This window comes from Rhizobium sp. BK491 (assembly GCF_014194925.1).
Classification (GTDB): domain Bacteria; phylum Pseudomonadota; class Alphaproteobacteria; order Rhizobiales; family Rhizobiaceae; genus Rhizobium.
The window spans coordinates 1-22,568 of the sequence record NZ_JACIAR010000018.1; the positions used below are offsets into that span (position 1 = coordinate 1).

20 protein-coding genes and 2 pseudogenes are annotated in these 22,568 nt (G+C 57.1%); 14 read left to right on the forward strand and 8 right to left on the reverse strand.

Annotated features, from left to right (window positions below; all coding sequences use genetic code 11):
- Positions 1–60: 60 nt before the first annotated feature.
- Positions 61–1,026, forward strand: coding sequence for an IS110 family transposase (locus FHX05_RS28860; RefSeq protein ID WP_183876258.1), 966 nt, complete (start codon positions 61–63; stop codon positions 1,024–1,026).
- A 238-nt stretch (positions 1,027–1,264) separates the two neighbouring features.
- On the opposite strand, the gene FHX05_RS28865 is transcribed toward FHX05_RS28860, so the two are convergent.
- Genes FHX05_RS28865 through FHX05_RS28880 form a run of 4 tightly spaced genes read right to left on the reverse strand, consistent with a single transcriptional unit; the run spans position 1,265 to position 4,298 of the window.
- Positions 1,265–2,071, reverse strand: a complete 807-nt coding sequence (locus tag FHX05_RS28865; protein ID WP_183876208.1) for an ATP-binding cassette domain-containing protein — start codon at positions 2,069–2,071, stop codon at positions 1,265–1,267.
- Positions 2,072–2,082: 11 nt separating this feature from the next.
- Positions 2,083–2,787: an ABC transporter permease subunit gene (locus FHX05_RS28870; protein WP_183876210.1), complete on the reverse strand. Its 705-nt coding sequence runs from the start codon at positions 2,785–2,787 to the stop codon at positions 2,083–2,085.
- Entirely contained in the window at positions 2,787–3,512 is a 726-nt protein-coding gene (locus tag FHX05_RS28875) for an ABC transporter permease subunit (RefSeq protein WP_183876212.1), read from the reverse strand. The genes FHX05_RS28870 and FHX05_RS28875 overlap by 1 nt, the downstream gene beginning before the upstream one ends.
- A 33-nt stretch (positions 3,513–3,545) precedes the next feature.
- A complete protein-coding gene (locus tag FHX05_RS28880) occupies positions 3,546–4,298 on the reverse strand; it encodes a GntR family transcriptional regulator (protein ID WP_183876214.1) in 753 nt (250 codons plus the stop codon).
- A gap of 129 nt (positions 4,299–4,427) precedes the next feature.
- Here FHX05_RS28880 and speB point away from each other — a divergent pair, with 129 nt between their 5' ends.
- From speB to FHX05_RS28915, 7 genes are all read left to right on the forward strand, one after another.
- Positions 4,428–5,474 carry an agmatinase gene (speB, locus tag FHX05_RS28885; protein ID WP_183876216.1) on the forward strand — a complete coding sequence of 349 codons (1,047 nt, stop codon included), beginning with the start codon at positions 4,428–4,430 and terminating at the stop codon, positions 5,472–5,474.
- Positions 5,475–5,552: 78 nt separating this feature from the next.
- Entirely contained in the window at positions 5,553–6,395 is an 843-nt protein-coding gene (locus tag FHX05_RS28890) for a lysine/arginine/ornithine ABC transporter substrate-binding protein (RefSeq protein WP_183876218.1), read from the forward strand.
- Positions 6,396–6,517: 122 nt separating this feature from the next.
- Positions 6,518–7,900 carry an aspartate aminotransferase family protein gene (locus FHX05_RS28895; protein WP_183876220.1) on the forward strand — a complete coding sequence of 461 codons (1,383 nt, stop codon included), beginning with the start codon at positions 6,518–6,520 and terminating at the stop codon, positions 7,898–7,900.
- A gap of 13 nt (positions 7,901–7,913) precedes the next feature.
- Positions 7,914–9,506 carry a gamma-glutamyltransferase gene (gene ggt / locus FHX05_RS28900; protein WP_183876222.1) on the forward strand — a complete coding sequence of 531 codons (1,593 nt, stop codon included), beginning with the start codon at positions 7,914–7,916 and terminating at the stop codon, positions 9,504–9,506.
- 19 nt (positions 9,507–9,525) lie between these two features.
- Positions 9,526–10,959 (forward strand): NAD-dependent succinate-semialdehyde dehydrogenase, encoded by a 1,434-nt coding sequence (locus FHX05_RS28905; protein ID WP_183876224.1) that lies wholly within the window; start codon positions 9,526–9,528, stop codon positions 10,957–10,959.
- Between the two features lie 63 nt (positions 10,960–11,022).
- A complete protein-coding gene (locus FHX05_RS28910; protein ID WP_183876226.1) occupies positions 11,023–12,087 on the forward strand; it encodes a phosphotransferase in 1,065 nt (354 codons plus the stop codon).
- Between the two features lie 44 nt (positions 12,088–12,131).
- Positions 12,132–13,469 (forward strand): aspartate aminotransferase family protein, encoded by a 1,338-nt coding sequence (locus FHX05_RS28915; protein WP_183876228.1) that lies wholly within the window; start codon positions 12,132–12,134, stop codon positions 13,467–13,469.
- A 252-nt stretch (positions 13,470–13,721) separates the two neighbouring features.
- Here FHX05_RS28915 and FHX05_RS28920 read toward each other — a convergent pair.
- Positions 13,722–13,972, reverse strand: a pseudogene (locus FHX05_RS28920) (transposase domain-containing protein); the annotation flags it as partial.
- A 73-nt stretch (positions 13,973–14,045) separates the two neighbouring features.
- Between FHX05_RS28920 and FHX05_RS28925 the strand changes: the two are divergent.
- From FHX05_RS28925 to FHX05_RS28945, 5 genes are all read left to right on the forward strand, one after another.
- Positions 14,046–14,675: a glutathione S-transferase gene (locus FHX05_RS28925; RefSeq protein ID WP_183876230.1), complete on the forward strand. Its 630-nt coding sequence runs from the start codon at positions 14,046–14,048 to the stop codon at positions 14,673–14,675.
- Positions 14,676–14,748: 73 nt separating this feature from the next.
- Positions 14,749–15,573: a PhzF family phenazine biosynthesis protein gene (locus tag FHX05_RS28930; RefSeq protein WP_183876232.1), complete on the forward strand. Its 825-nt coding sequence runs from the start codon at positions 14,749–14,751 to the stop codon at positions 15,571–15,573.
- Between the two features lie 458 nt (positions 15,574–16,031).
- A complete protein-coding gene (locus tag FHX05_RS28935) occupies positions 16,032–16,856 on the forward strand; it encodes a GyrI-like domain-containing protein (RefSeq protein WP_183876234.1) in 825 nt (274 codons plus the stop codon).
- 23 nt (positions 16,857–16,879) lie between these two features.
- Positions 16,880–17,842 carry a dienelactone hydrolase gene (locus FHX05_RS28940; protein ID WP_183876237.1) on the forward strand — a complete coding sequence of 321 codons (963 nt, stop codon included), beginning with the start codon at positions 16,880–16,882 and terminating at the stop codon, positions 17,840–17,842.
- 414 nt (positions 17,843–18,256) lie between these two features.
- Positions 18,257–18,766, forward strand: a complete 510-nt coding sequence (locus tag FHX05_RS28945) for an NUDIX hydrolase (RefSeq protein WP_183876239.1) — start codon at positions 18,257–18,259, stop codon at positions 18,764–18,766.
- Here the strand turns inward: FHX05_RS28945 and FHX05_RS28950 are convergent.
- Both FHX05_RS28950 and FHX05_RS28955 read right to left on the reverse strand, forming a co-directional pair.
- Positions 18,670–19,056 (reverse strand): LysR substrate-binding domain-containing protein, encoded by a 387-nt coding sequence (locus FHX05_RS28950; RefSeq protein WP_348648358.1) that lies wholly within the window; start codon positions 19,054–19,056, stop codon positions 18,670–18,672. The two genes, FHX05_RS28945 and FHX05_RS28950, sit on opposite strands and share 97 nt — an antisense overlap.
- 653 nt (positions 19,057–19,709) lie before the next feature.
- The gene (locus FHX05_RS28955; protein ID WP_183876241.1) at positions 19,710–19,925 is read right to left on the reverse strand and encodes a hypothetical protein; all 216 of its coding nucleotides are present in this window, start codon (positions 19,923–19,925) and stop codon (positions 19,710–19,712) included.
- A 740-nt stretch (positions 19,926–20,665) separates the two neighbouring features.
- On the opposite strand from FHX05_RS28955, the pseudogene FHX05_RS28960 reads away from it, so the two are divergent.
- Positions 20,666–21,662, forward strand: a pseudogene (locus FHX05_RS28960) (IS5 family transposase).
- A gap of 180 nt (positions 21,663–21,842) precedes the next feature.
- Here FHX05_RS28960 and FHX05_RS28965 read toward each other — a convergent pair.
- Positions 21,843–22,319 (reverse strand): helix-turn-helix transcriptional regulator, encoded by a 477-nt coding sequence (locus FHX05_RS28965; protein ID WP_183876243.1) that lies wholly within the window; start codon positions 22,317–22,319, stop codon positions 21,843–21,845.
- Between the last annotated feature and the right edge of the window lie 249 nt (positions 22,320–22,568).

Consider the following 22,568-nt stretch of genomic DNA (forward strand, 5'->3'; position numbering starts at 1 on the left):
CTGCTCGAAATGCCGACCTTTGAACATTGCCAATCTCCGCGACTTCCGAAGATCAATGCCATGCCACCAGTAACCAGGAAGTTTGCAACAGAACCGTTGCGGCGCGGACAGGTTTTGAAATTCTTTGGTGGCCTGCCACGGTGCCTGGTTGCGATGGAAGCCTGCGGAAGTTCTCATTTCTGGGCTCGCGAGATCGGCCGTCTGGGACACGAGGTCCGGATGATCCCTCCGGCCTACGTGAAGCCGTTTGTGAAGCGTCAAAAGAACGACATGGCCGATGCCGAGGCGATCTGCGAGGCAGCGCAACGACCAACGATGCGCTTTGTTGCCGTGAAGAGCGAAGAGACACAAGGAGCAGCAGTGGTATTACGCACCCGCGATCTGCTGATTCGGCAACGAACGCAGACCATCAATGCGCTGCGTGGCCACCTGGCAGAATTCGGCGAGGTGGCACCGCAGGGCTTGGGCTACGGTCCGAAACTGTTCGCGATGGTCGAGGATCCGCAAACAGCGCTTCCGGAAACGGCACGGACTGCTCTGCGGTTTCTGACGGCGACCTTGTCGCAATTGAATGACCAGATCCGGGCGCTGGATGCGCAGATCGTGCGCCGGGCCCGTGAAGATGAGACAGCGCGTCGGTTGATGACAATTCCCGGAATTGGGCCGCTGATTGCCAGCGCACTGGTGGCGCTTGCACCATCGCCGGAAACTTTCAAACGTGGACGGGACTTTGCCGCATGGCTTGGGCTCGTGCCGCGACAACATTCGACAGGCGGCAAGCAACGTCTCGGCTCCACGACGAAGATGGGGGAACGATCTCTGCGGCGGCTCCTGATCATGGGAGCCAATAGCGAGGTCGTGTGGCGCGCCCGCAAGGGAGCAGCGCCTGGATCATGGCTGGCCAGGATACTGGCGCGCAAACCACCGATGCTGGTGAGAATGGCGCTTGCCAATAAGATGGCGCGCATCGTCTGGGCGATCATGTCCAGGGGAGGAATATACAGAGCTCCGGTTGCTGCGGCTTAACGCCAACGTAACCGAGGGGGACGTCGCGGCGAGAGAGGTCATTGGAAGTATGGCGCAACGGTCGTGAGACGGGATCAGGAAAACCAGTGCGCACCAAAGTGTCTCAAGAGCACGCGGCGTTGATTTGGACCTGACCTGCGAACACCATACGGGCCAGCGGCATATGAGAAAGCCGCACAACAGGCCGGACCAGACACCCCGGTTATCGATCCCCGAAGCAGTATCCGTTGTGGACCTCTTAGCGTCGCTCGTGTGCGAGGAACTGTCGAAAGCGCTCGGATTTTGGATGCTTGAACAATTCCGCAGGTTCGCCCGTCTCTTCGATGATCCCCTTGTGAAGAAACACGACTTTATTCGAAACATCACGTGCAAACCCCATCTCATGCGTTACAACCAGCATGGTTCGACCTTCCTCGGCCAGCGACCGCATGACTTTAAGCACCTCGCCAACAAGTTCGGGATCAAGCGCAGAGGTCGGCTCATCGAAAAGCATGACCTTCGGCCGCTGCGCAAGGGCACGAGCAATCGCCGCGCGCTGCTGCTGACCTCCAGACAGATGCGCTGGATAGAAATTTCGCTTGTCGGCGATTCCAACCCGTTCTAGCAGCGCTTCTGCTTCCGCGACGCATTCGGCACGGTTACGCTTCTGCACGTGCACCGGCGCTTCGATTACATTCTCCAAAATGGTCATGTGTGACCAAAGATTGAAGCTCTGGAATACCATGCCGATGTGTTCGCGTAGTCGATCGACCTGCCTGCGGTCAGCCGGTTCAGTCCTGTGACGTCCCTTTTTCAGCGAGAACATCTCGCCGTCGATGCGTATCTCGCCACTGTCGGGCACTTCAAGCATATTGATGCATCGGAGCATCGTCGATTTTCCGGAGCCGGAAGAGCCCAGAATCGATATGACATCGCCTTCGTGAGCTTCCAGCGAAACACCTTTTAGAACCTCCAGCGGGCCGAAGCACTTTCTGAGATCCTTGACCGAAACGGCAGCGCTTTTTTGTATGTTATCGCTGACCAAGACTGTTCCCCTGACGGACATGCGTACTCCCGTTAAGTGGTAGGATTGGGTGGCATGCGCATATGTGGCGAAAGCCAAAATTCGGCCACCATGAGCATGCGCGTGACGACGAAATTGATCGCAAGGTAAATCGCCCCTGCGACAATGAAGATTTCGAAAGCCCGAAAGCTGTCCGCGATCAATTTTCCTGCGAGACCTGTGACTTCCATGATGGTGATGACGGAAGCAAGCGCCGTTGCTTTGACCATCAAGATGATCTCATTGCCATAGGCAGGCAATGCGTGCCTTATGGCAATCGGAAGAATGATCCGTCTGAACAACAGGATGCCGGACATGCCGCAGGCGCGCGCCGCCTCAACTTGTTGCATGGAGACGGCCTGCAGGCCACCCCGAAAGATTTCGCTGCAGTAGGCGGCTGTGTTCAGCGTCAACGCTAACACGGCGCACCAATAAGGCTCCCGGAAGAACCACCAGACGCCAAGATCCTGCAGTCCATGCCGGAATTGACCGAGGCCATAGTAGATCAGGAACATTTGGACAAGGAGCGGTGAACCTCTGAACACGAAGACATAGGCGCGAGTTAAGGTTCGACCTATGGTGCCGCCCATCACCGCAAAGAGCGCGATGACAAGCGCCAGGACGCTTCCCGCCAGAATGGATGTGACTGCAAGTTCGATGGTTAGCGGCAAACCGGTCAGAAGAGTGAGGAGCGTTTCCCTCATGAAGCCAATATCCATCACAAGGCACTCCTTATCCCTTGGGTTGTCCGGGCTTCCATTCTCCTGAACAGGATTGAGGAGACCCAGGTGATAACGAGATAAAGGATGACCGCCGTCAGGTAGAATTCAAACGGGCGGCGTGTGGATCCGGCGGCGATTTGCGATTGCCGGAGGAGCTCGACGAGGCCGGTCACGGAGATCAATGCCGATTCCTTCAGGACAAGTTGCCAGGTGTTTCCAAGGCCCGGAATGGCATAGCGAAGCACGAGAGGTGCGATGATGCGCCTGAACTTGGGCCACGGCCGCATGCCAACGGCGTTGGCCGCTTCGATTTCGCCACGCGCAACCGATTTGAAGGCGCCACGAAAGACTTCAGCCTGATAGGCGGCTGAGACGACGCCAAGTGCCAGGGTTCCGGTCAGGAAAGCGGGCATTCCGATGAAGCCATGATAGCCGAACAGGCCGCCGACAGATCCGAGCAGCGAGCTTCCGCCGAAATAGAAAAGATAGATGATCAGAAGGTCCGGCACGCCGCGGAGAATTGTGGTGTAGCAGTCGGCAGACCAGCGAACGGCCATGTGGGGCGACAACTGCATAAAGGTAACAACCGAGCCGATCACCGTTCCAGCCAGAAAGCCACACACGGAAACGCCAATTGTCATCGCGGCGGCCGTCAGAAGGAGCGGACCCCAGCCTGTCTGTCCGGCGCCGACGAGTGCCAGATAACTATCGATAAGCTCCATATGTGAACCTCTTTATGAAAGCTTGGCTTTGGCTCAGTCGACAGTTCGCCGATGCGCCCAAATGCGCTGGAGCTTCGACATGTTCTTGAGTGAGCTTTGCACATGCGCACGCGCCGCATTTGCAGCGGCCTCGCGGTCGCGTGCGCAGATGGCGTCTGCAATTGCCCGATGCTCATCAAGATCCGTGTGCTCGAGATCGACCCAGAGAACTTCCAGCCACAGGGCCAAACGAAGCTGCTGGTAGACTTGGTCGGTTACCCTTACGAGAGCCTCATTCCGAGTCGATTCCACAATGACCCGGTGGATGTATAGTCCAAGGTCCAGGTTGCGGGCGGCGTCGGACGGCGCCTCATTGGTCGTCTCCTTGAGCTCGACCATCTGGGCGATTACGCCTCGAAGCCGGTCAAGGTCTTCTTCGGTCGCCATCTCGCAGGCGAGTTGCGCCGCGCAGACATCGAGCGCCTCGCGAACGACCAGCAAATTGCAGAATTTGGTGACGTCCAGATCGGTGACCGTGTATCCGAGGTTTCGTTGTCCGACGATCAACCCTTCCTCTTCAAGCTTCATCAGCGCTTCGCGCAACGGCGTCCGGCTGACGCCAAAGCGCTTGGCAAGCGTGTTTTCCGACAGTCGCTCCGAGGGGCGTAGTTGGCCGCTGAGAATAAGATCCTTCAGCTGCAAGTATGTGCTCTCCCGTAAAGAGCCTCGCTGTTCCGTTTTGGTCGATGCCAATCCAATTCCCTTTCCATGTTTTCGCCCGTTCAGCGGTCCTGTCGGTGGCACCATAACTTTTTCCCTCTTGCTTGATCAAGGAGAATACGATTATGTATACAATGTTGACCACAACAAGCAATGGCCTTTCGTTTGCATTTTGGGGGCGGCTTGAAATGTGGGTACAGGACAAATGGAGGCCCGATGCCGGAGATTCTAAGTCTGGAAGAGCTGCGGGAACGCTTTTCGAACGCGTCGGGCGGCGAGATGTTCGACCCGGAGTTTCGGAAGGTTGCCGAGCTGGTCTTCGGGGATGGCGACAGCCGTCAGGCTCCCTATTGCGGCATGCCAACGCTCTTGAAGGCTCCTTATCGTCCTGATGCGTCACCCGATTTTACCGGCATCGACATCGCGCTTTTCGGGATACCGATGGATCTTGGCGTGACGAACCGATCAGGTGCGCGGTTCGGGCCGCGTGCCGTTCGAAATGTCGATCGGGTCGGTCCTTATGAGCATGTGTTGCGCGCCGTACCGACTGCCCATGCAAGGATCGCTGATGTCGGCGATGTTCCGTTCAGGAGCCGCTTTGATCTCACTGCATCCCATGAGGATATCGAGCAATTTGCCCTTGGGGTGGTCAAGGCGGGCGTTGTGCCTTTGGCAGTCGGTGGCGACCACTCGATCGGTCTTCCCATTCTCCGGGCCGTCGGCAAGGATCGATCGGTGGGGATGATCCATATCGATGCCCATTGCGATACCGGCGGCTCCTTTGAGGGCTGCAAATTCCATCATGGCGGCCCCTTCCGTCAGGCGGTTCTCGACGGCGTGCTGGATCCGCGGCGGACGGTTCAGATCGGCATTCGAGGAAATTCGGAATATCTATGGGAGTTTTCGTATGCGTCCGGCATGACCGTCATACATGCGGAAGAGGTCGGCGATATCGGCATAGGGGCGGTCATCGCAAGGGCGAGGGAAATCGTCGGCTCGGGTCCGACCTATATCAGCTTCGATGTCGATTCCCTCGATCCGGCATTTGCGCCCGGCACGGGGACGCCTGAAGTCGGTGGGCTGACTTCCGCCCAAGCGCTGGGCATCCTGCGAGGTCTTGCGGGATTAAACGTCGTCGGCGGCGACGTCGTTGAAGTCGCTCCCCAGTACGATCCGACAACGAACACGGCGCAAATCGCGGCGCAGGTTTTATTCGAACTCCTCTGCCTGGCGGCGGAGGCAATCAAGATTCGCGCGTCCTAGCGACTGAGACTGGGCGTTGCGAAGGCTGCACCGCCCTGTCCGCAAAAGGACAGGGGGTAACAAAAAGGGGAATGCAACATGCAATTATCAAAACTCTTGCTGACGTCCGTCTTACTGGGTGTTGCCTTTGCCGGCGCGGCCACCGCCGAGACAAAGCCAACCGAAATTACCATTGCGACCGAAGGCGCGTACGAACCGTGGAACTTCACTGGACCTGATGGCAAGCTTGCCGGGTTCGAGATTGATCTCGCCAACGACCTTTGCACTCGCATGAAGATCAAATGCACGATCGTCGCCCAGGATTGGGACGGCCTCATTCCATCGCTCAATGCGAAAAAGTTCGATGCCATCATGGCCTCGATGATCGTTACCGAAAAGCGTCTTGCCGTCATTTCGTTCAGCGAGCCCTATGCCCCGACTGCGGCGGCCTTCATGGTCGAGAAGACCGGTCCGCTTGCAAATCTGCCAGGTACCGGGACAACGGTCGATCTTGCCGGAGACAAAGCGAAGGTCGAGCAGGAATTGCAGCCGCTTCGAGACGCCCTCAAGGGCAAGACGGTCGGCGCCCAAGTATCGACCGCGAACGCAGTATTCCTTGATACCTACTTCAAGGGTGTTGTTGATCCCAGAGAATACAAGACCGTCGAGCAGCATGATCTGGATCTTCAGGCCGGCCGCATCGACGCGGTCGTTGCGCAGAAAACATCGCTGACCGCCACGCTTCGAAAGGACGACTTCAAAGACTACACGATAGCCGGTCCGACCTTCAAAGGCGGAGTCTTCGGGCAGGGTATCGCCGCAGGACTTCGCAAGGACGATACGGTCCTGAAGTCCATGTTCGACGCGGCGATCAAAGCAGCCAAGGCGGACGGAACGATCAACAAGCTTTCGCAGAAATGGATCAAGACAAATCTTGATTGATTGAGCACCGAAATTCTCACCCCGACAAAAATGGCAGCCGGTGCACCAAAAGGTCTCATCGGCTGACCGGCGGAGCTTTGCCAGGCGTCGCTATCGAAACATACCTCATTTGGAGAGCTATTGTGACCACCCTTCTCAATTCCCTTGAAGCTCGGGACGCTGCCTTCGTTCTTCATCCCTATACCAACGCCTCGCAACATTTGAAGGACGGTCCGCTGGTGATTGCAAGGGGTGAGGGGATCCATATCGTCGACAGCGAGGGCAATAAGTATATCGAAGGTCTTGGGGGGCTGTTTTGCGCGTCGCTCGGCTTTAGCGAACAGCGTCTGGTCGATGCTGCGACCCGACAAATGAAGGAATTGCCGTTCTATCACAGCTTTGGCGGCAAATCGCATGAGACAGCCATCGAGCTGGCCGACAGGCTTATCCAGCTTTCGCCTGTTCCGATGTCGAAGGTGTTCTTTGCCAATTCGGGTTCCGAGGCCAATGATACGGCTATGAAACTCGTCTGGTATTATCACAACGCGATCGGTATGCCGGAAAAGAAGAAGATCATCTCGCGTATGCGTGCCTATCACGGCGTGACCATCGCCTCGGCAAGCCTGACGGGGCTCCCTAATAATCACCGTGATTTCGATCTGCCGATCGACCGTGTGCTGCATACGGATTGCCCGGAATTCTATCGTTACGGCCAGGCGGGTGAGACGGAGGAGGAATTTGCCACACGTTGCGCGGATTCGCTTGAGAGACTGATCCTTGCGGAAGGCCCGGAAACAATCGGCGCGTTCTTTGCCGAACCGCTTATGGCATCGGGCGGCTGCATCGTCCCGCCGCCAACCTACTACGAGAAAATTCAAGCAATCCTGAAGAAATACGACGTGCTGCTAATCGCAGACGAGGTGATCTGCGGCTTTGGCAGGCTTGGGACGATGTTCGGTTCCGAAAGCTTCGGGCTGCAACCCGATATGATCGTGATGGCAAAGCAGCTCTCGGCAGCTTACCAGCCGATTTCCGCACTGATGATCAATGAAAAGATCCATTCTGCGGTCGTTTCGGAAAGCGAGAAAATCGGAACCTTCGGGCATGGCTTCACCTATGGCGGCCATCCCGTTGCCACGGCCGTCGCGCTCGAAACCCTCAAGATATACGAGGAGCGAGACATAGTCGGCCATGTCCAGGACGTAGCGCCGTTATTTCAGCGCCGACTGAAGGATCTCAGCGCGCATCCGCTTGTCGGCAACGCCCGTGGCCGGGGTCTGATTGGAACGCTTGAACTCGTTCGCAACAAGGAGACGAAGGAAGCGTTCAATTCAGCCCATGGCATTGCTATCCACGCCGGACGAAGAGCACAGGCACACGGTGTCATCACCCGTGCGCTGGGCGACAATTATTCGCTGTGTCCGCCGCTCATCATCACCAAGGCGCAGATCAACGAATTGTTCGACCGCTCCACACGCGCGCTGGACGACACCTATACCTGGGCCAGGGCGAGTGGATTGTACTGAGGAAAGAATGACGATGCGCAATTTCGAAACTCCGGGAAGATCGATCGCCGTCGGGCGCAATGGGATGGCGGCGACATCCCATCCGATGGCGACCATGACTGCGATCGAGATACTGAAGCGCGGGGGCAGGGCCATCGACGCTGCCGTCGGCGCCTGCGCCGTCCAGTGTGTGGTGGAGGCGGGGTCCACCGGCGTGGGTGGTGACTGCTTTGCATTGCTGACGGCAAACGGCAGCGACCAGGTCGTGGCCTATAACGGCTCGGGACGGACGCCCGCTGCGGCGAAATACGAATGGTACAAGGATAACGGCATTACCGCCATCGACCGGTCATCGCCCCATGCCGTGACAATTCCGGGCGCGGTGGATGCATGGACACGCCTTATCGCCGACCACGGCAGGATGCCGATCGCGGAGATACTTGCTCCTGCAATCGCGCTGGCACGGGACGGCTATGGGATCACACCGAGGGTGGCAGCCGACATTTCAAACCAGCGAGACTTGCTGCTACGTGATCCGTCGACCAGACGCATCTTTTTGGCCGACGACCAGGTTCCTGCGGTCGGATCGGTCCAACGTCAGCCTGAACTCGCGCAAACGCTGGAAGCGATCGGGATCTCGGGTCGTGACGGGTTCTATCGCGGCCCAGTCGCCGAGGATATGCTGGCAAAGCTGCAGTCTTTGGGCGGTTTGCATACGGCGGAGGACTTTGCCTCTGCTGCCGGTGAATATGTGAAACCAATCAGTGCGACTTACCGAGGATGGACTGTGCATGAATGCCCGCCCAACGGTCAAGGTGTCATCGCGCTCATGATCTTGAAGATTCTGGAGCGGTTCGAGCGCAAAGGCGATCCGCTGAGCGCCGATAATCTGCACATCGAGGTGGAGGCAACGAGGCTTGCCTATGCGGCACGCGATCGATGGCTGGCCGAGCCGGCAACGTCGCTTGTCCCGGTTGAACACCTTTTGTCCGATCAGTTCGTTGATAATCTTGCTGCCAAAATAGATCTGCAAAAAGCGGTCGATGCCGGAGCGATTATCGACGGTGTCGAGCACTCGGATACGGTTTACATTTCGGTGGTCGATAAGGACCGAAATGTTGCGAGCTTCATCAATTCGATCTTCCATCCTTACGGAAGCGGCCTGATGGCTCCGAAGTCGGGCGTCTTGTTTCACAATCGCGGCCAGAGTTTCGTCGTGAAAAAGGGGCATCCGAACGCGATAGGTCCGCGCAAAAGGCCGATGCACACAATCATTCCGGGACTGGTGACCCGCGCTGGAAAATGCGTGCTCTCATTCGGCGTCATGGGAGGGCATTACCAGGCAATGGGTCACGCCCACTTCCTTTCGAAGCTTTTTGACTACGATCTCGATATTCAAAGCGCAGTCGATCTTCCGCGTCTGTTCCCGCTTCCGGGCACGGCCACGGTCGAGACGGAGGCGCTGCTTCGAGACGCGATCGGCAACGATCTGGAAGCTCGCGGTTTTAAGGTCGTCGCTCCGAAATGGGCGATCGGCGGTGCGCAGGCGATCTGGATCGATGATCAAAATAGTACCTTGCTGGGCGCTTCCGATCATAGAAAAGACGGTTGTGCCCTCGGTTACTGACAAAAAGGATGGAACTGAAATGTCCGGGTATCCGAACACAAGGCTTTATATAAACGGCGTCTGGCGCGATGGCTCCAATGAGCAGCTACCGGTCGTAAATCCGGCGTCGAGCGAGGTTATCGGCAACGTCTCAAGTGCCAGCAACAATGATCTCGACGAAGCACTTGCCGCAGCATCGGCTGGATTCGAACAATGGCGTCAGGTCAGCGCGTTTGAGCGGGCGAAACTCCTTCGCAAGGCGGCTGAAATTCTGCGCGGGCGCTCGGCGGCGATCGCCAGGACTATGACGCTGGAACAGGGTAAGCCCTTGGCCGAGTCCCTGGCGGAAACCTTGAGTGCGGCCGACATCATTGACTGGTTCGCCGAGGAAGCCCGTCGCGCCTACGGTCGTTTGATTCCCCCAAGGGCGATGAATGTCAGACAGATGGTCATAAAGGAGCCCGTTGGCCCGGTGGCAGCCTTCAGTCCTTGGAACTTCCCATTGAACCAGGCTGTGCGCAAGGTGTCGGCAGCTCTTGCTGCCGGCTGTTCGATCATCTTGAAGGGACCCGAAGAGACGCCGGCGAGCTGTGCTGAACTTGTTCGTGCATTCGCTGATGCAGGTTTGCCGGCTGGCGTTCTCAATCTTGTCTTCGGCATACCGGCCGACATCTCGAGCTACCTCATTCCGCACCCGGTGATCCGCAAAATCTCTTTCACCGGATCGACGGCAGTTGGAAAACAGCTAGCCTCGCTCGCGGGTGCCCACATGAAGCGTGTGACAATGGAGTTGGGCGGGCATGCGCCGGCTATTGTGTTCGATGATGCGGACGTCGATCTCGCCGTTCGAATATTGAGTGGCGCCAAGTTTCGAAATGCCGGACAGATCTGCGTGGCGCCCACACGCTTTCTCGTTCAGCGGGGCGTGTATGAGAGATTTCTGGAAGGCTTTGTGAAGGCGGCTGAAGCGATAAAAGTCGGCGACGGTTTGATGGACGGCGTGAACATGGGGCCGCTCGCCAACGCCCGTCGCGTTGAGGCCATGGAAGCATTGACAGCGGACGCCGTCGCTCGTGGAGCAAGCATTGCGACCGGCGGCAAGAGGCTAGGAAATCGAGGAAATTTCTTCCAGCCCACTATTGTCACCGATGTTCCGCAAGACGCGCGCATTGCGAATGAGGAACCTTTCGGCCCCATCGCTTTGGTCAGCGCATTTGCGGATTACGACGCGGCCATCTCGGAGACGAACCGACTGCCCTATGGACTTGCCGCCTATGCCTATACCAAATCTGCGAAGACAAGCGCGGCGCTCGCTCGCGATATAGAAAGTGGGATGCTTTCCATCAATCAACACGGGCTGGCGCTGCCAGAGTTGCCTTTCGGAGGCGTGAGAGACTCCGGTTACGGCTCAGAAGGCGGCACCGAGGCGATGGAAAGCTACCTCAATACAAAGCTTGTGACCGAAGCGACATAGTTCGACTTTTGCCCGCAGAAGGCTTGGGAAGTTTCAAGAGACTAAAAAGGGTGGGACGGTACAATGTCGGCGATGCAAAAAAACTCCAAAATCGGTGTGCTCGGCGCCGAACTGGAAACTGCTTCTGTCCCCGTGTCCTCTGAGCAGGCTCAGCAAATTGCGTGCGACCATTATGGCCTTTCTGGTCGCGCAACATGGCTGTGGGGCGAGAAGGACAATAATTTTCGCGTAATGCTCGAGGACGGCACGGCCTATCTTCTAAAAATCCTCAATCCCGCAGAGGATCCTCTCGTTACCTCGATGCACAGTCTGGCACTCTTGCATGTGGAGGAGGCGGATCCGGGGATTCCGACCCAGCGTGTCATTCTCACCCGTGAGGGTGCCGCGGATTTTCGCTTCGTGGCGGACGACGGCACCGAACGCGGCGTCCGCATGGTCACGTTCGCGCCGGGCGTTGCGCAGCGGACCGCGCCGCAGTCCCCTTTGCAGCGCCGGCGGGTTGGCGCAATGCTCGGACGTTTGCAAAAAGCCTTGAAGAGCTTTTCACATGAGGCCGCATCACATCGCATCACCTGGGATTTGAAACATGCGGCAGGGATGCGTGAAGTCCTGCCGACTTTCGCTGACGTGCATCAGCGAACACGCCTCGAAAACGCGATCGACGAGTTCGAGGAGGCGATTATGCCGATCATGAATATGTTGGATGCCCAAGTCATTCACAACGACTTTAACATGGAAAACATCCTTGTCGATACGACAGCGCCGGATACAATCACCGGCATCATCGATTTTGGCGATATGGTGCACGCGCCCACGCTTTTCGACGTGGGGGTCGCTGCTGCCTATCAGATCGGGGATGAACCTGACCCGATAACGGCGATGTGCGATCTTATCGCGGGGTATCGCAGCGAATGTTTCCTGTCCGATGCCGAAATCCCCTTGATCTACAAGGCAGCGGTCATGCGGTTGGTGATGCGGCTTTGTATTCCAAGGTGGCGGGCACAGCTGTTCCCCGAGCACGCTCAACGCTTGACCATACAAACTGCAGGCGTTTGGGCGCAGCTGGCGCGCCTTGATGCAATCCCAGGAACCGTCGCTATCGAAAGACTGCGCGAAGCCAATCGGTGACCAAAAGCATGCAAGAAAACGCTTCACACAGACCGAACGCACCAATGGTCAACGGGTTCGACCCGGCGCGGCTCGCTAGCCTGCCGGAACGAGAACGAAAGATGGTCGAGCGTCGACAGATGCTGCTCGGACCGTCGTATCGGCTCTTCTATGAAAATCCGGTCCATGTCACAAAGGCCAAAGGCGTATGGTTGTACGGACCGAATGGAGAAGCCTATCTCGACGCCTATAACAACGTGCCGTCGGTCGGTCATTGCCACCCGCACGTTGTGGAGGCAATAAGTTACCAGGCGTCGCAACTCAATACGCATACACGTTATCTGAACGAGCAAATCCTCTCCTACTCTGAAAGGCTTTTGGCGACATTTCCGGCCGAACTCGACCGTGTGATGTACACCTGCACCGGAAGCGAGGCGGTTGATCTGGCCCTCCGGTTGGCACGCCATTGTACAAGTGGCACCGGTATCATCATTACGGAGAACGCCTATCATGGCGTCACGGCCTCGGCGGCGGAAATCTCGCCGTTGCTTGGGGATAGTGTACCCCTCGGCCAGCATGTGCTGACAGTGCCGGCGCCCGACACCTATCGCGCCAATGGTCGCAATGTCGGTGAGGCACTGGCGCAGGATGTCGCCAAAGCGATTGGCCACATGCGCCGCCGGGGTATCACGCCAGCGGCCTTTATCGCCGATAGTATCTTTTCCTCGGATGGCGTTTTTGCCGATCCGCCCGGTTTCCTCAAACCCGTCGTCGATGTTTTGAAAAAAGCTGACGTGCTTTATATCGCTGACGAGGTGCAGCCCGGCTTCGGGCGAATAGGCACAAACATGTGGGGTTTCGCGCGTCACGAAGTCGTCCCCGACATTGTAGTGACCGGCAAGCCGATGGGTAACGGAATGCCAATCGCAGCGGCCATTATGAAGTCGGACATCCAAGAGTGTTTCGGCCGGGATATCCGCTACTTCAACACATTCGGGGCCAACAACGTTTCTTTGGCTGCTGCCTCGGCCGTACTTGACGTTATTGAGAACGAAAACCTTCTGGAAAACGCTCGCAAGACAGGAGAGTACCTGCACGCGGGAATGAGGAGCTTGAAAGAGACGCACGCTTCGATTGGAGATGTCAGAGGCAGCGGTTTGTTTCTTGGAATGGAATTTGTTCGCAATCAGGACAGTCGCGAGCCGGATAGCGCCCTCGCGCTGAACGTTGTCAGCGAGCTTCGCGACCGGCGTGTATTGATAAGCGCCTCAGGACGAAATGGTAATGTTCTCAAAATTCGGCCGCCGCTCCCTTTTTCTCGCGAAAATGCTGATACGCTACTCAATGCGCTGCAGGATGTTCTTGTGAAAGTAGGACACAAGCGCTTAGAGCGAGAGTTTTGATAAACGATTTCGAGTGTCGTCATTTTCGGCGAAGTGGAGCGTGAACTCATTAATCGGCTTGTCAGATAGCTCTGTCGCAAACCGCACGGTAACGTTGGCTGGGGCACGAAGGCTCTTCCATTTCAGGGCGCTCGTCGATGTTCAATAGCCGTCACTTCGACCGATCAGTAATTCTTGCTGTGTTTACGTTGGTATTTGGCTTACAGTAAGTGCTTATTTCGCTGCGTGTTGAGTGTCGAAGGCCGCAAGGGCTTATGCGGTAAAGGTTTTGGCGTGGTTAAATGGGAGTAGATCGTTGATATTGGCGCCTTCAGGACGCTGCGGCAATTCGGTGAAGACTCGTCGCAACCAGGCGAATGGCGCTCGACGCCACAGGCGCGGCAGGTCAGCATAAGGTTGTAGATTACGGCACTTGCCTTTGCGCAATCGACGGTATTGCAAAATAGCCAGCTCTTCCTTCCGGTAGCAAAAACTCTGTTATCGCGTTCGAGTAAATTGTTGTCGCGATGACATTTTTGGTACGTGCAAGCTGGGGGCCCCTCAGCTATCCACGTCCCGGATATATCGGGGTGAATTATGAGTGCTTTTCGCGTTCTCGGCAGGATATCGTCCATCAACGTTCGCAAGGTATTGTGGACATGCGGTGAGATTGGCATCGAATATGCGCGCGAGGATTGGGGGCTCGGATTTTCTTCCACCAAACAGCCGGAGTTCCTGGCGCTCAATCCCAACGGGTTGGTTCCGGTCGTCGAAAGCGAGGACGGAGTATTGTGGGAATCCAACACGATCTGCCGATATCTCGCGTCCAAGCATGACCGGGGTGATCTTCTACCCGTTAGTCCGTGGCGGCGCGCTTTGGTGGAGAGATGGATGGACTGGCAGGCAACGGATCTGAACAGTGCCTGGCGCGGCGCATTCCTCGGCCTGGTGCGCAAGGATGCGGCTTACGTTGAACCCGCGATAATTGCCGCCAGCACCCGCGAATGGAATAGCAAAATGGAGATTCTGGAAAGGCAGCTCTCTGTGGGTGTAGCTTTCGTTGCGGGCGAGGAATTCACCGTCGCTGACGTCGTAGTCGGCCTCTCGGTCAACCGCTGGCTCGGTACGCCAATTGAACGGCCCGACTTACCGGCGGTTGCCGCCTACTTCGGGCGTCTTAAGGAACGTCCGGCATTTCGCCGCGGCAACTTCGACACACTGCCCTGAGGAATAAAGTTCGAAGGGCGCCGAGGATCACAAAGGTGGGCCGGCCCGGCACATGGGAGGCATGGGAGCAAGAATGCGAATCGAACACATTGCAGCATTTTCTACTTCGGGCATAGGCGGCAATCCAGCTGGCGTAGCGCTCTGCGAGATTTTGCCAGAGGTCGATGAAATGCAGCGAATAGCACGCGAGATCGGCTATTCCGAAACGGTGTTTGCCGCCCCCTTGGGGAAGGCTTGGCGCGTTCGTTATTTCTCCCCAGCAATGGAAGTACCGTTCTGTGGTCATGCGACCATTGCGTTGGGGGCGATCTTAGCCCGAAGCAGAGGCGAGGGGATATTCTCGCTGCAGCTCAACGACACCGCAATCACCGTGGAGGGGCATGCAGGGACGACGCTCGGCGCCGCTCTTCAGTCGCCGCCGACGCGAAGTGAACCATGTCCCGAGGACCTTCTGGCCGCGGCGTTGCACCTTTTCGCGCTCGAGCCGGGCAATCTCGACAATCATTTACCACCGGCAATCATCGAGGCCGGTGCGCGGCACCTCGTACTGGCTCTCTCCGACCGTGATCATCTTGCCGCGATGGCCTACGATCTAGCAACAGGCGCCGATCTGATGCGTGCTCACGGCCTTGCAACTATCGCGCTTGTCTATGCCGAAACGACCAGCCGTTTCCATGCTCGTAACGCATTCGCTGCGGGTGGCGTATTCGAGGACCCCGCCACCGGAGCGGCGGCGGCAGCCCTCGGCGGTTATCTGCGGGATCTCGGCTGGCCCCACGACGGCAACATTGAGATTATGCAGGGTGAGGATATGGGGCAGCCTTGCCGCCTTATTGTTACTATTCCAGATCGACCTGGCGCCAGCGTTCGGGTTTCGGGCGCTGCACGTCTCCTGTGATCGACATCAGGACCTACAAGAGCCTTTAGCCATTGTGAGATGCCGCTTTGGCTGATCTTGCTCGCTCGCGAGCAACGCCCTCAAAAAGGCCGACAGATTGGCGCATATCTGCTCTTACCGGACGCTCGTCGCCGTCGGCATTGCGCCCCAATCTCGTTGCCGACGCTCAGTGCGTTCAAATCGCCGCGCCTTCGATCCCGTTCTGTGTGCCGCTATCGGAGTGCAGCCGTGTCAGCCATCGGTCGAACATTTCCCGGTCTGTTGCCCGAAATACACTTCGCTCCCATAGATAATGTTCCGGAAAGCGCTGTCGATTGCCCTTTATGTAGCGCTCGTCCCACTTCGGTGCCGTTTCACACCATTGGTATAAGTTTCTATTTGGTGAGAGGGCATGGCGACAGCAAAATTGCGCAAGTTCTGCGCTGTCTGGAATGCAAAGGCGTGCTAGGCACGCATCCATGAAAAATAGCACGGAACTCGATTATCGCCGGCGCGTTGCAAGGGTCCTAGCGGAGATTGCTATGGCTCCCGCGGCGGATCATACGGTCGAGAGTCTGGCAGCGGTCGCAAATTTTTCGCCGTTTCATTTTCACCGCATTTATCGTGCGATCACGGGAGAGAGCATCGCGACGACGGTCCGTCGAATGCGACTTTCTGAAGCGTCTCATAAACTGGCCGGGAGGTCGTCCTCTGTCATCCTTGCCGCTCTCGACGCTGGCTATGATAGCCCGCAAAGCTTTGCCAGAGCCTTTCGAGAATTTACCGGCATGTCGCCGACCGGATTTCAGACGCGGCAGGCAATCGTGGGGAACTCGCCGTCAGTGACCCTCGTGACGATGCCGCCGATAGTCATGCACGGCTTATGGCATGAGGGACCAGTCGCAACGATCCCACATTCATTTCGACGTCTGCGCAAGTGGGCTAGCGAGCAAGGCTATCCTTGGCCGGATTGCGCGCGCGTGGCCGCCTCATACGGCGATCCAGAAGAACTGGAGGGGTTCAGCTATTTCGCGGGCGTGGTGATGTCTGGGGGCCGACGGATACACGATGACCTTGAGCGGTGCGAGGTTTCGGGCGGCTTCTATGCAGCCTATCGTCTTGTCGGACCCTACACACTCATTTCCTCCACCGTGCAGACCCTCTTTGGCGGTTGGCTACCACAGAGCGGCATGGAGCCGGATCACCGGCCGGTTCTTGAAATCTATCGCAATCACCCCGGCGCGGTTCCGGATCAAAACCTGATCACTGACCTTTTAATTCCTGTCATCGAACCATTCTCTTGAGACATCACACCCCGGAGGCGTGAATGCATGTAAGGACTTTCTTCGTTGCGGCTTGGCTAACTATGGTCGTTTCTTGTGCTCATGCGGCAGGTTTGGAAAAAATTGTCGTTCCCGCTGATGAGCATGGCCCTGAGCTGCAGGCATTTGTCTGGACACCCTGCGACATCAAGGCATCCCCGATTTCGCTCGGGCCAATCTCCGTGCTCGGCGTGAAAGGCTGTCCAGTCGTAGGGGACCGGCTCCCGCTGATCGTCATCTCGCACGGCCATGGCGGTAGCGCTTTAGGTCACCATGATACGGCCGAAACTCTTGCCGACGCTGGTTTTGTGATCGCGGCGATCAACCACCCGGGTGACAACTACGCAGACCCGAGCCGTGCTGGCGATATATCCGTGATGGTCGAAAGGCCCACAGATATCAAGCGCCTGATCGATTTCATGCTTTCGCGATCGACCTATGCAGAGAAAATCGATGCTCAAAGGATCGGCTTCTTCGGCTTTTCGAGGGGAGGCTATACCGGTCTCGTGTTGGCAGGAGCCAAGCCGGACTTTCACGACCCGAGCGTACCCTGTCCGGAGCCGGCGCCGATTTGCGGCGAAATACGGCGAAACGAATTGCCTATGCAGCCTCTGTCTCAGGATAACCGCATCAAAGCGTTCGTGCTGGCGGACCCGCTTAGCTTTTTCGCGACCAAACAAAGCTTGATCGTCGTTCAGCAGCCCATTCAACTGTGGGCCTCGCAACATGGCGGGGATGGCGTCTTGCCACAGAATGTCGCTGTATTGGCCGAGAACCTACCGAAGCGGCCGGAATATCACAGCGTTGCCGGGGCTGCCCATTTTGCGTTTCTGGCACCGTGTTCACCTGCCCTGATGTCGAGCGTACCGGCTATTTGCGTGGATGGAGAAGGCTTCGATCGTTTGGCATTTCACCATGTCTTCAACGACCAGATCAAAGCTTTCTTCAGCCACGTTCTGCGCGACTAGCTACGTACCGCGGTGTCCTTAAGCAGACTCGGCCTCTATTCGAGCGGCGACATCCTCGGATGGAGAGCACCTAATTGGTGATCCGCATATGGCCACCGTGTTCAGTTTCATAACGCTTTGACCGGCCACGAGCCAATAGCCGGTCTGTCCATCGACTCGATCGCGGGAGCGTGATAGGCAAACTCGGAGGCCGTCATCGCCTGTCCTCGTTTGCCGTTACGTTTACGACGCCGACCTGCCGCTGCTTTTTTCTGAAAAGTAAACCCGCCGATATGTGAGTCCTCGGTTCTCCCGTTGGCTCGATCCGCCTATACAAAATACGCCGAAATCCAACGCGACATCGATAAGATCGTCCGCGTTTCACACATCGCGCCGCGATTGAAGCGTAGGCGACAATCTGAGAAGCTGCATGGCATGAAGCCAAAAAAAGAACGCGGAAAGCCTGCATCAGCTAAATCAAGGCACCTGTTGCGGCAGCTTGCGCAGACACCCGAGAAGCTGTTCTCAAGCGCGTTCCGTAACCAATATGGCGCACTTTGCTTTCGCTATGGAGACGGCGAGATCGAGATATTGGTGATTACGTCGCGCGATAGCGGCCGCTGGATCGTGCCAAAGGGGTGGCCAATCAAAGGCAAGGAGCCTCACCAGGCGGCTGCGATCGAAGCCTGGGAGGAGGCCGGAGTGCGTGGCAAAGTGCGGAAAACGCCTGTTGGCCGGTATACCTACCTCAAGGAGTTCTCTGACGGTAAGGTCGTGCCATGTGTCGTCGACTTGTTCCAGGTCGAAGTGAAGGAAATCATACCCGAATTCAAGGAGCAAGGACAGCGTCAGCTCGCCTGGGTTAGCCCAGACGAAGCGGCACGGCGCGTGCGCGAAATCGAACTCAAATCGCTGCTCATCAACTTCAAACCACAGGGGAAATGATGGCTGCGGAGACGATTTGGCCGCTTGCAATCTGAAGCAGTCCAGTCTCGCCGCGCGCGGAACCACTCTTCAAGCAGCGCGATGAAACGACGCAGCTTGGTACTCACCAGGCGGGCCGACGGATATACGGCGTTAATGGCGAGGCTTTCCGTCGTATAGTCGGGAAGAAGCAGCTCCAGATTTCCCGTCGCAACATGAGGGCCGAGGACAAAGGCAGGACCGTAAACGACGCCGGCGCCAGCCAGAGCAGCCGAAAGCAGCGTCTGCATGTTATCCGCGGATAAGCGCACTGGGCCTTTCCGGACGCTGTTGGCTGGACGATCGACAACATCCTCTGCGGCAGTTCGCTACCTCGAGGATATCGTGATCAGGCTATCGCCGACAGCCTTGGTGGCGCGGATAGTGCAAAGCACGCCTGGCCGGGCTCGATGATCGGCGAAGATGTGAGCGCTGAGTTGTCCAATATCGATGTCCGTGTCTTGGTTATCGGGGGCGAGAATGACAAGGTCGACAGCGTCGATCTTGTTTGAATAGCCGTAGTGCCTTCACCGCCCAATGTATCCTTCACGATCATTCCCGGCGTTGGCCATCTGCTGCCACTGGAAGCGCCACAGGAGCTGGCATCCAACATTGCCGAGTTCGCGCGCGACGAGGCCGGGAGAATGATCTCAACCGGAAAACGATCGCCGCGATGAAGCGGATCGCGGTTCGGCATAGCCCGCCATCTCACATCAAAGCCGCAGCCGGCGCGCTGTTCTTTGCCAGCTTGCCTGTCCGCCGGTGGACGGCTCGATGATGGGCCGCCGCAAGCGAGCGGCGGAACAACGGTGTAATGTACGTTACCGGCTAGAGCCTAGTTAGACGAGCCGCGTTTCGGCACGGATCTAAATGCAGACTTTGGAAAAAGGCCCGGTTATCCGCCGGGCCTTTTTGTTGGAAGCAGTTATCGGCAAACACGCTCTACCGTGACGACCCTATGGCCGTGGTGCCAACCGACCATTCTCCTTGCGAAGCAGTCGTGACGATGGCGGTGATGACCCCAATCGCCGTGGTCATAGTGGCGATGGTGGCGGTAATAGCCATCATCAGCCAGCGACGGGGCGGTCGTGGCGACGAGCGAGGCTAAAGCTATTGCTGAAGCGATAAAGAACTTGTTCATGGATTTCCTCCGAACATTTTGCTCTTGTACAACGTCCTAGGGGTGACGTTGGTCCGACCTTAGACGCAAAGGGATGAATAAAGCCTGACAGTAGCGTTAATGTCAGCTTCAGGCGGCGGAGCGATCGGAAAAGGTCATTGATACGCCCACGCTGGGCATGGTTCCCCGCTGCCAATTCGCCTTAATAACCCAGCGAATCGAGCACCTGATTTGTAATCAGAGGCGCGCGGGTTCGAACCCTCCCATTTGGGAATTCTGGTGGAGCCGCTGCTCGACCAGATCGACGACCCCATCGGCCGATGGGGCTCATTGACGGCAACCCGACCTATGACGCCATCACCAAGAAATCCGTCCGGTGCGTGACAGCCACCGCATAGACACGGCATCAACGCCATGGATTTGCCGACCAGCGTTGCGTTCAATCTGGCACCAGCAATACGGCGAATTTCCCTTTTTTCGTAGTGCGTCAATTGGATCCAGCTGTACAGCCCGCATGGCCGGAAAATAGCCAAACACCATCCCGATCGTCGCAGAAAATAGGAAAGCGCCAGCGATAACAGAGAGACTGGCCATAAACAGAATGCCTATGATCCAAACTACGACGTAAGCAAGCGAGAGGCCTGCCACAATCCCAATAATCCCGCCTAAAAGTGAGAGTACGATGAGAATTGGTGCAGGGATCAAATTTCAACATTTTGCATCTATGCGGCCGGATCGAAAATAGGTTGATTGATCCAAGCATGCCACACAAACATAACGCCGCCCGCCGCCATCACATCGGTAAAATGAAGGTCGGGGTGACGAACTGGGCGGAGTATGAGGCGGGCCTTCGCCGCCGTGGCAGTCTGACCCTTTGGGTAACGCCGGAAGCACTTGATGGTTGGTCTGCCCCACGACGCAAGACGCGAGGTGGCCAGCCTCTATTCGGATCTCGCGATCGAAACTACGCTGATGCTGGGAATGGTATTCGGATTGCGTTTGCGCCAGAGCGAAGGGTTTCTGAGTTCGGTACTTGACATGATGGGATTGGATTTTCCTGTGCCCGATCACACCACGCTCAGCCGCAGGGCCAGAACCTGGAAGCCATCGGCCAGAAGCAACGACCGGCAATATGTGGCGGGCGGACCCATTGACGTTCTGGTCGACAGCACCGGCCTGAAGATCTATGGCGCCGGCGCATGGTTGGAGGAAAAACACGGCGTAAAGTCCCGGCGCGACTGGCGAAAGCTTCATCTGGCTGTTGATGCCGACAGTGGCGAGATCATTGCACATAGTCTGACAGATCAGGAGGCTGGCGATGCCTCGCAGCTGGCGCCCTTGCTGGATCAGATCGATGATGAGATCCGCCAGCTCACTGCCGATGGAGCCTATGATGGCGTTCCCACCTACGACGCTGTTCTTCGTCACACCGCAGGCGCGAGGGTCGTCATTCCACCGCGCTCAAACGCGATTAAACGGCCCAAAGCCCAAGCCGCATGCCAGAGAGACGACCACATCGCTTCCATGCAGGCAGATGGTGGGCTGAAATGGCAGACATCCGCCGACTATGGCAAACGAGCGTTGGTTGAAACTCCGATCGGTCGATACAAGGGCGTCATTGGACCGCGTTTGCGCGCTCGGTCATTCATTGCTCAACAGACAGAAGCTGCGATCGGAGTCGCCATCCTGAACCGAATGTTTGCCTGCGGACGCCCGAAATCCGTTCGCCGCCCAGCCTCGGCGGGAGCAATCAAATAAGCAGGCCCATCAAAGACCAAATCTCGCTCATTTGCCGATCCATGCGCCAACGCCCTGTGGGATGAAACCGCACTGAAATATGGATCTGTGGGCTCTGTTGATGGCCGTCATCGCCTGGCAGATCCCGCAAACTCAAGGCCCCGGATGATAGCGGGGCCTGCTCGTTTCTCGCCTCGGCAGCTAATCCGCAAGGACATCGACAAGGGAAAGAACCTGTTTCCTGATCCGTGGCGGGAGTTGCAGCATTCTCTTGATCAGTTGCCGCCCTTCTGTCGTGGAGATATAGGCGAGCTGATCATCGATCCCACAGAGGTTCTCACCGAGCGGGGCCGAGGCGGGGTCCGGGAGGCCTTCGAAGAAGCGTGCCATAGGGACGCCGAAGAACCTTGCCATCTCATATAACATAGAAGCGCTTACCCGGTTCCTGGCCCATTCGTATTTTTGGATCTGTTGATAGCTGAGGCCAATTCCCCTGCCGAGGTCACCCTGTGACAGACGCATCTGCATTCTCAGAATTCGCAGTTGCTGTCCTATGTGGATGTCGATCGGTTGAACTTTTGCTTCCAGGTGCGGCGTCTTTCGACGTTTGGCGTTGCCCTCTTTGTCTCCGGCGCTGTTCATATCCACCTCATAGCCGCAAAAAATTACGATCGGCAAGGGTGCCGTCTCCGCTGACAAAATCCCGCTGCGAAATGCTCTTGTCAAAGGTTTTGATGTGAAGTTCCGAAGGGGCGGCGGATTTTGGCCGGTTCGCTCAAAATCGGCATGTCGCCCTGCCAGCGCACTCTATGCCTAGCGGCGCGGCGCCAGACTGAAGCCCTTGTCCGCTGCTTCCAGTTACGATCGCTCGTGCTGGGCGGCTATGCAGCATCACGACGCCAGCGAAATTTGCAAGATCGGCAACTC

Bases quoted from the DNA above. Each gene is read 5' to 3' on its own strand.
- FHX05_RS28860 (WP_183876258.1), top strand. From the start codon at position 61: ATGCCACCAGTAACCAGGAAGTTTGCAACAGAACCGTTGCGGCGCGGA.
- FHX05_RS28865 (WP_183876208.1), bottom strand. From the start codon at position 2,071: ATGTCCGTCAGGGGAACAGTCTTGGTCAGCGATAACATACAAAAAAGC.
- FHX05_RS28870 (WP_183876210.1), bottom strand. From the start codon at position 2,787: ATGGATATTGGCTTCATGAGGGAAACGCTCCTCACTCTTCTGACCGGT.
- FHX05_RS28875 (WP_183876212.1), bottom strand. From the start codon at position 3,512: ATGGAGCTTATCGATAGTTATCTGGCACTCGTCGGCGCCGGACAGACA.
- FHX05_RS28880 (WP_183876214.1), bottom strand. From the start codon at position 4,298: ATGGTGCCACCGACAGGACCGCTGAACGGGCGAAAACATGGAAAGGGA.
- speB (WP_183876216.1), top strand. From the start codon at position 4,428: ATGCCGGAGATTCTAAGTCTGGAAGAGCTGCGGGAACGCTTTTCGAAC.
- FHX05_RS28890 (WP_183876218.1), top strand. From the start codon at position 5,553: ATGCAATTATCAAAACTCTTGCTGACGTCCGTCTTACTGGGTGTTGCC.
- ggt (WP_183876222.1), top strand. From the start codon at position 7,914: ATGCGCAATTTCGAAACTCCGGGAAGATCGATCGCCGTCGGGCGCAAT.
- FHX05_RS28905 (WP_183876224.1), top strand. From the start codon at position 9,526: ATGTCCGGGTATCCGAACACAAGGCTTTATATAAACGGCGTCTGGCGC.
- FHX05_RS28910 (WP_183876226.1), top strand. From the start codon at position 11,023: ATGTCGGCGATGCAAAAAAACTCCAAAATCGGTGTGCTCGGCGCCGAA.
- FHX05_RS28915 (WP_183876228.1), top strand. From the start codon at position 12,132: ATGGTCAACGGGTTCGACCCGGCGCGGCTCGCTAGCCTGCCGGAACGA.
- FHX05_RS28925 (WP_183876230.1), top strand. From the start codon at position 14,046: ATGAGTGCTTTTCGCGTTCTCGGCAGGATATCGTCCATCAACGTTCGC.
- FHX05_RS28930 (WP_183876232.1), top strand. From the start codon at position 14,749: ATGCGAATCGAACACATTGCAGCATTTTCTACTTCGGGCATAGGCGGC.
- FHX05_RS28935 (WP_183876234.1), top strand. From the start codon at position 16,032: ATGAAAAATAGCACGGAACTCGATTATCGCCGGCGCGTTGCAAGGGTC.
- FHX05_RS28940 (WP_183876237.1), top strand. From the start codon at position 16,880: ATGCATGTAAGGACTTTCTTCGTTGCGGCTTGGCTAACTATGGTCGTT.
- FHX05_RS28945 (WP_183876239.1), top strand. From the start codon at position 18,257: ATGAAGCCAAAAAAAGAACGCGGAAAGCCTGCATCAGCTAAATCAAGG.
- FHX05_RS28955 (WP_183876241.1), bottom strand. From the start codon at position 19,925: ATGAACAAGTTCTTTATCGCTTCAGCAATAGCTTTAGCCTCGCTCGTC.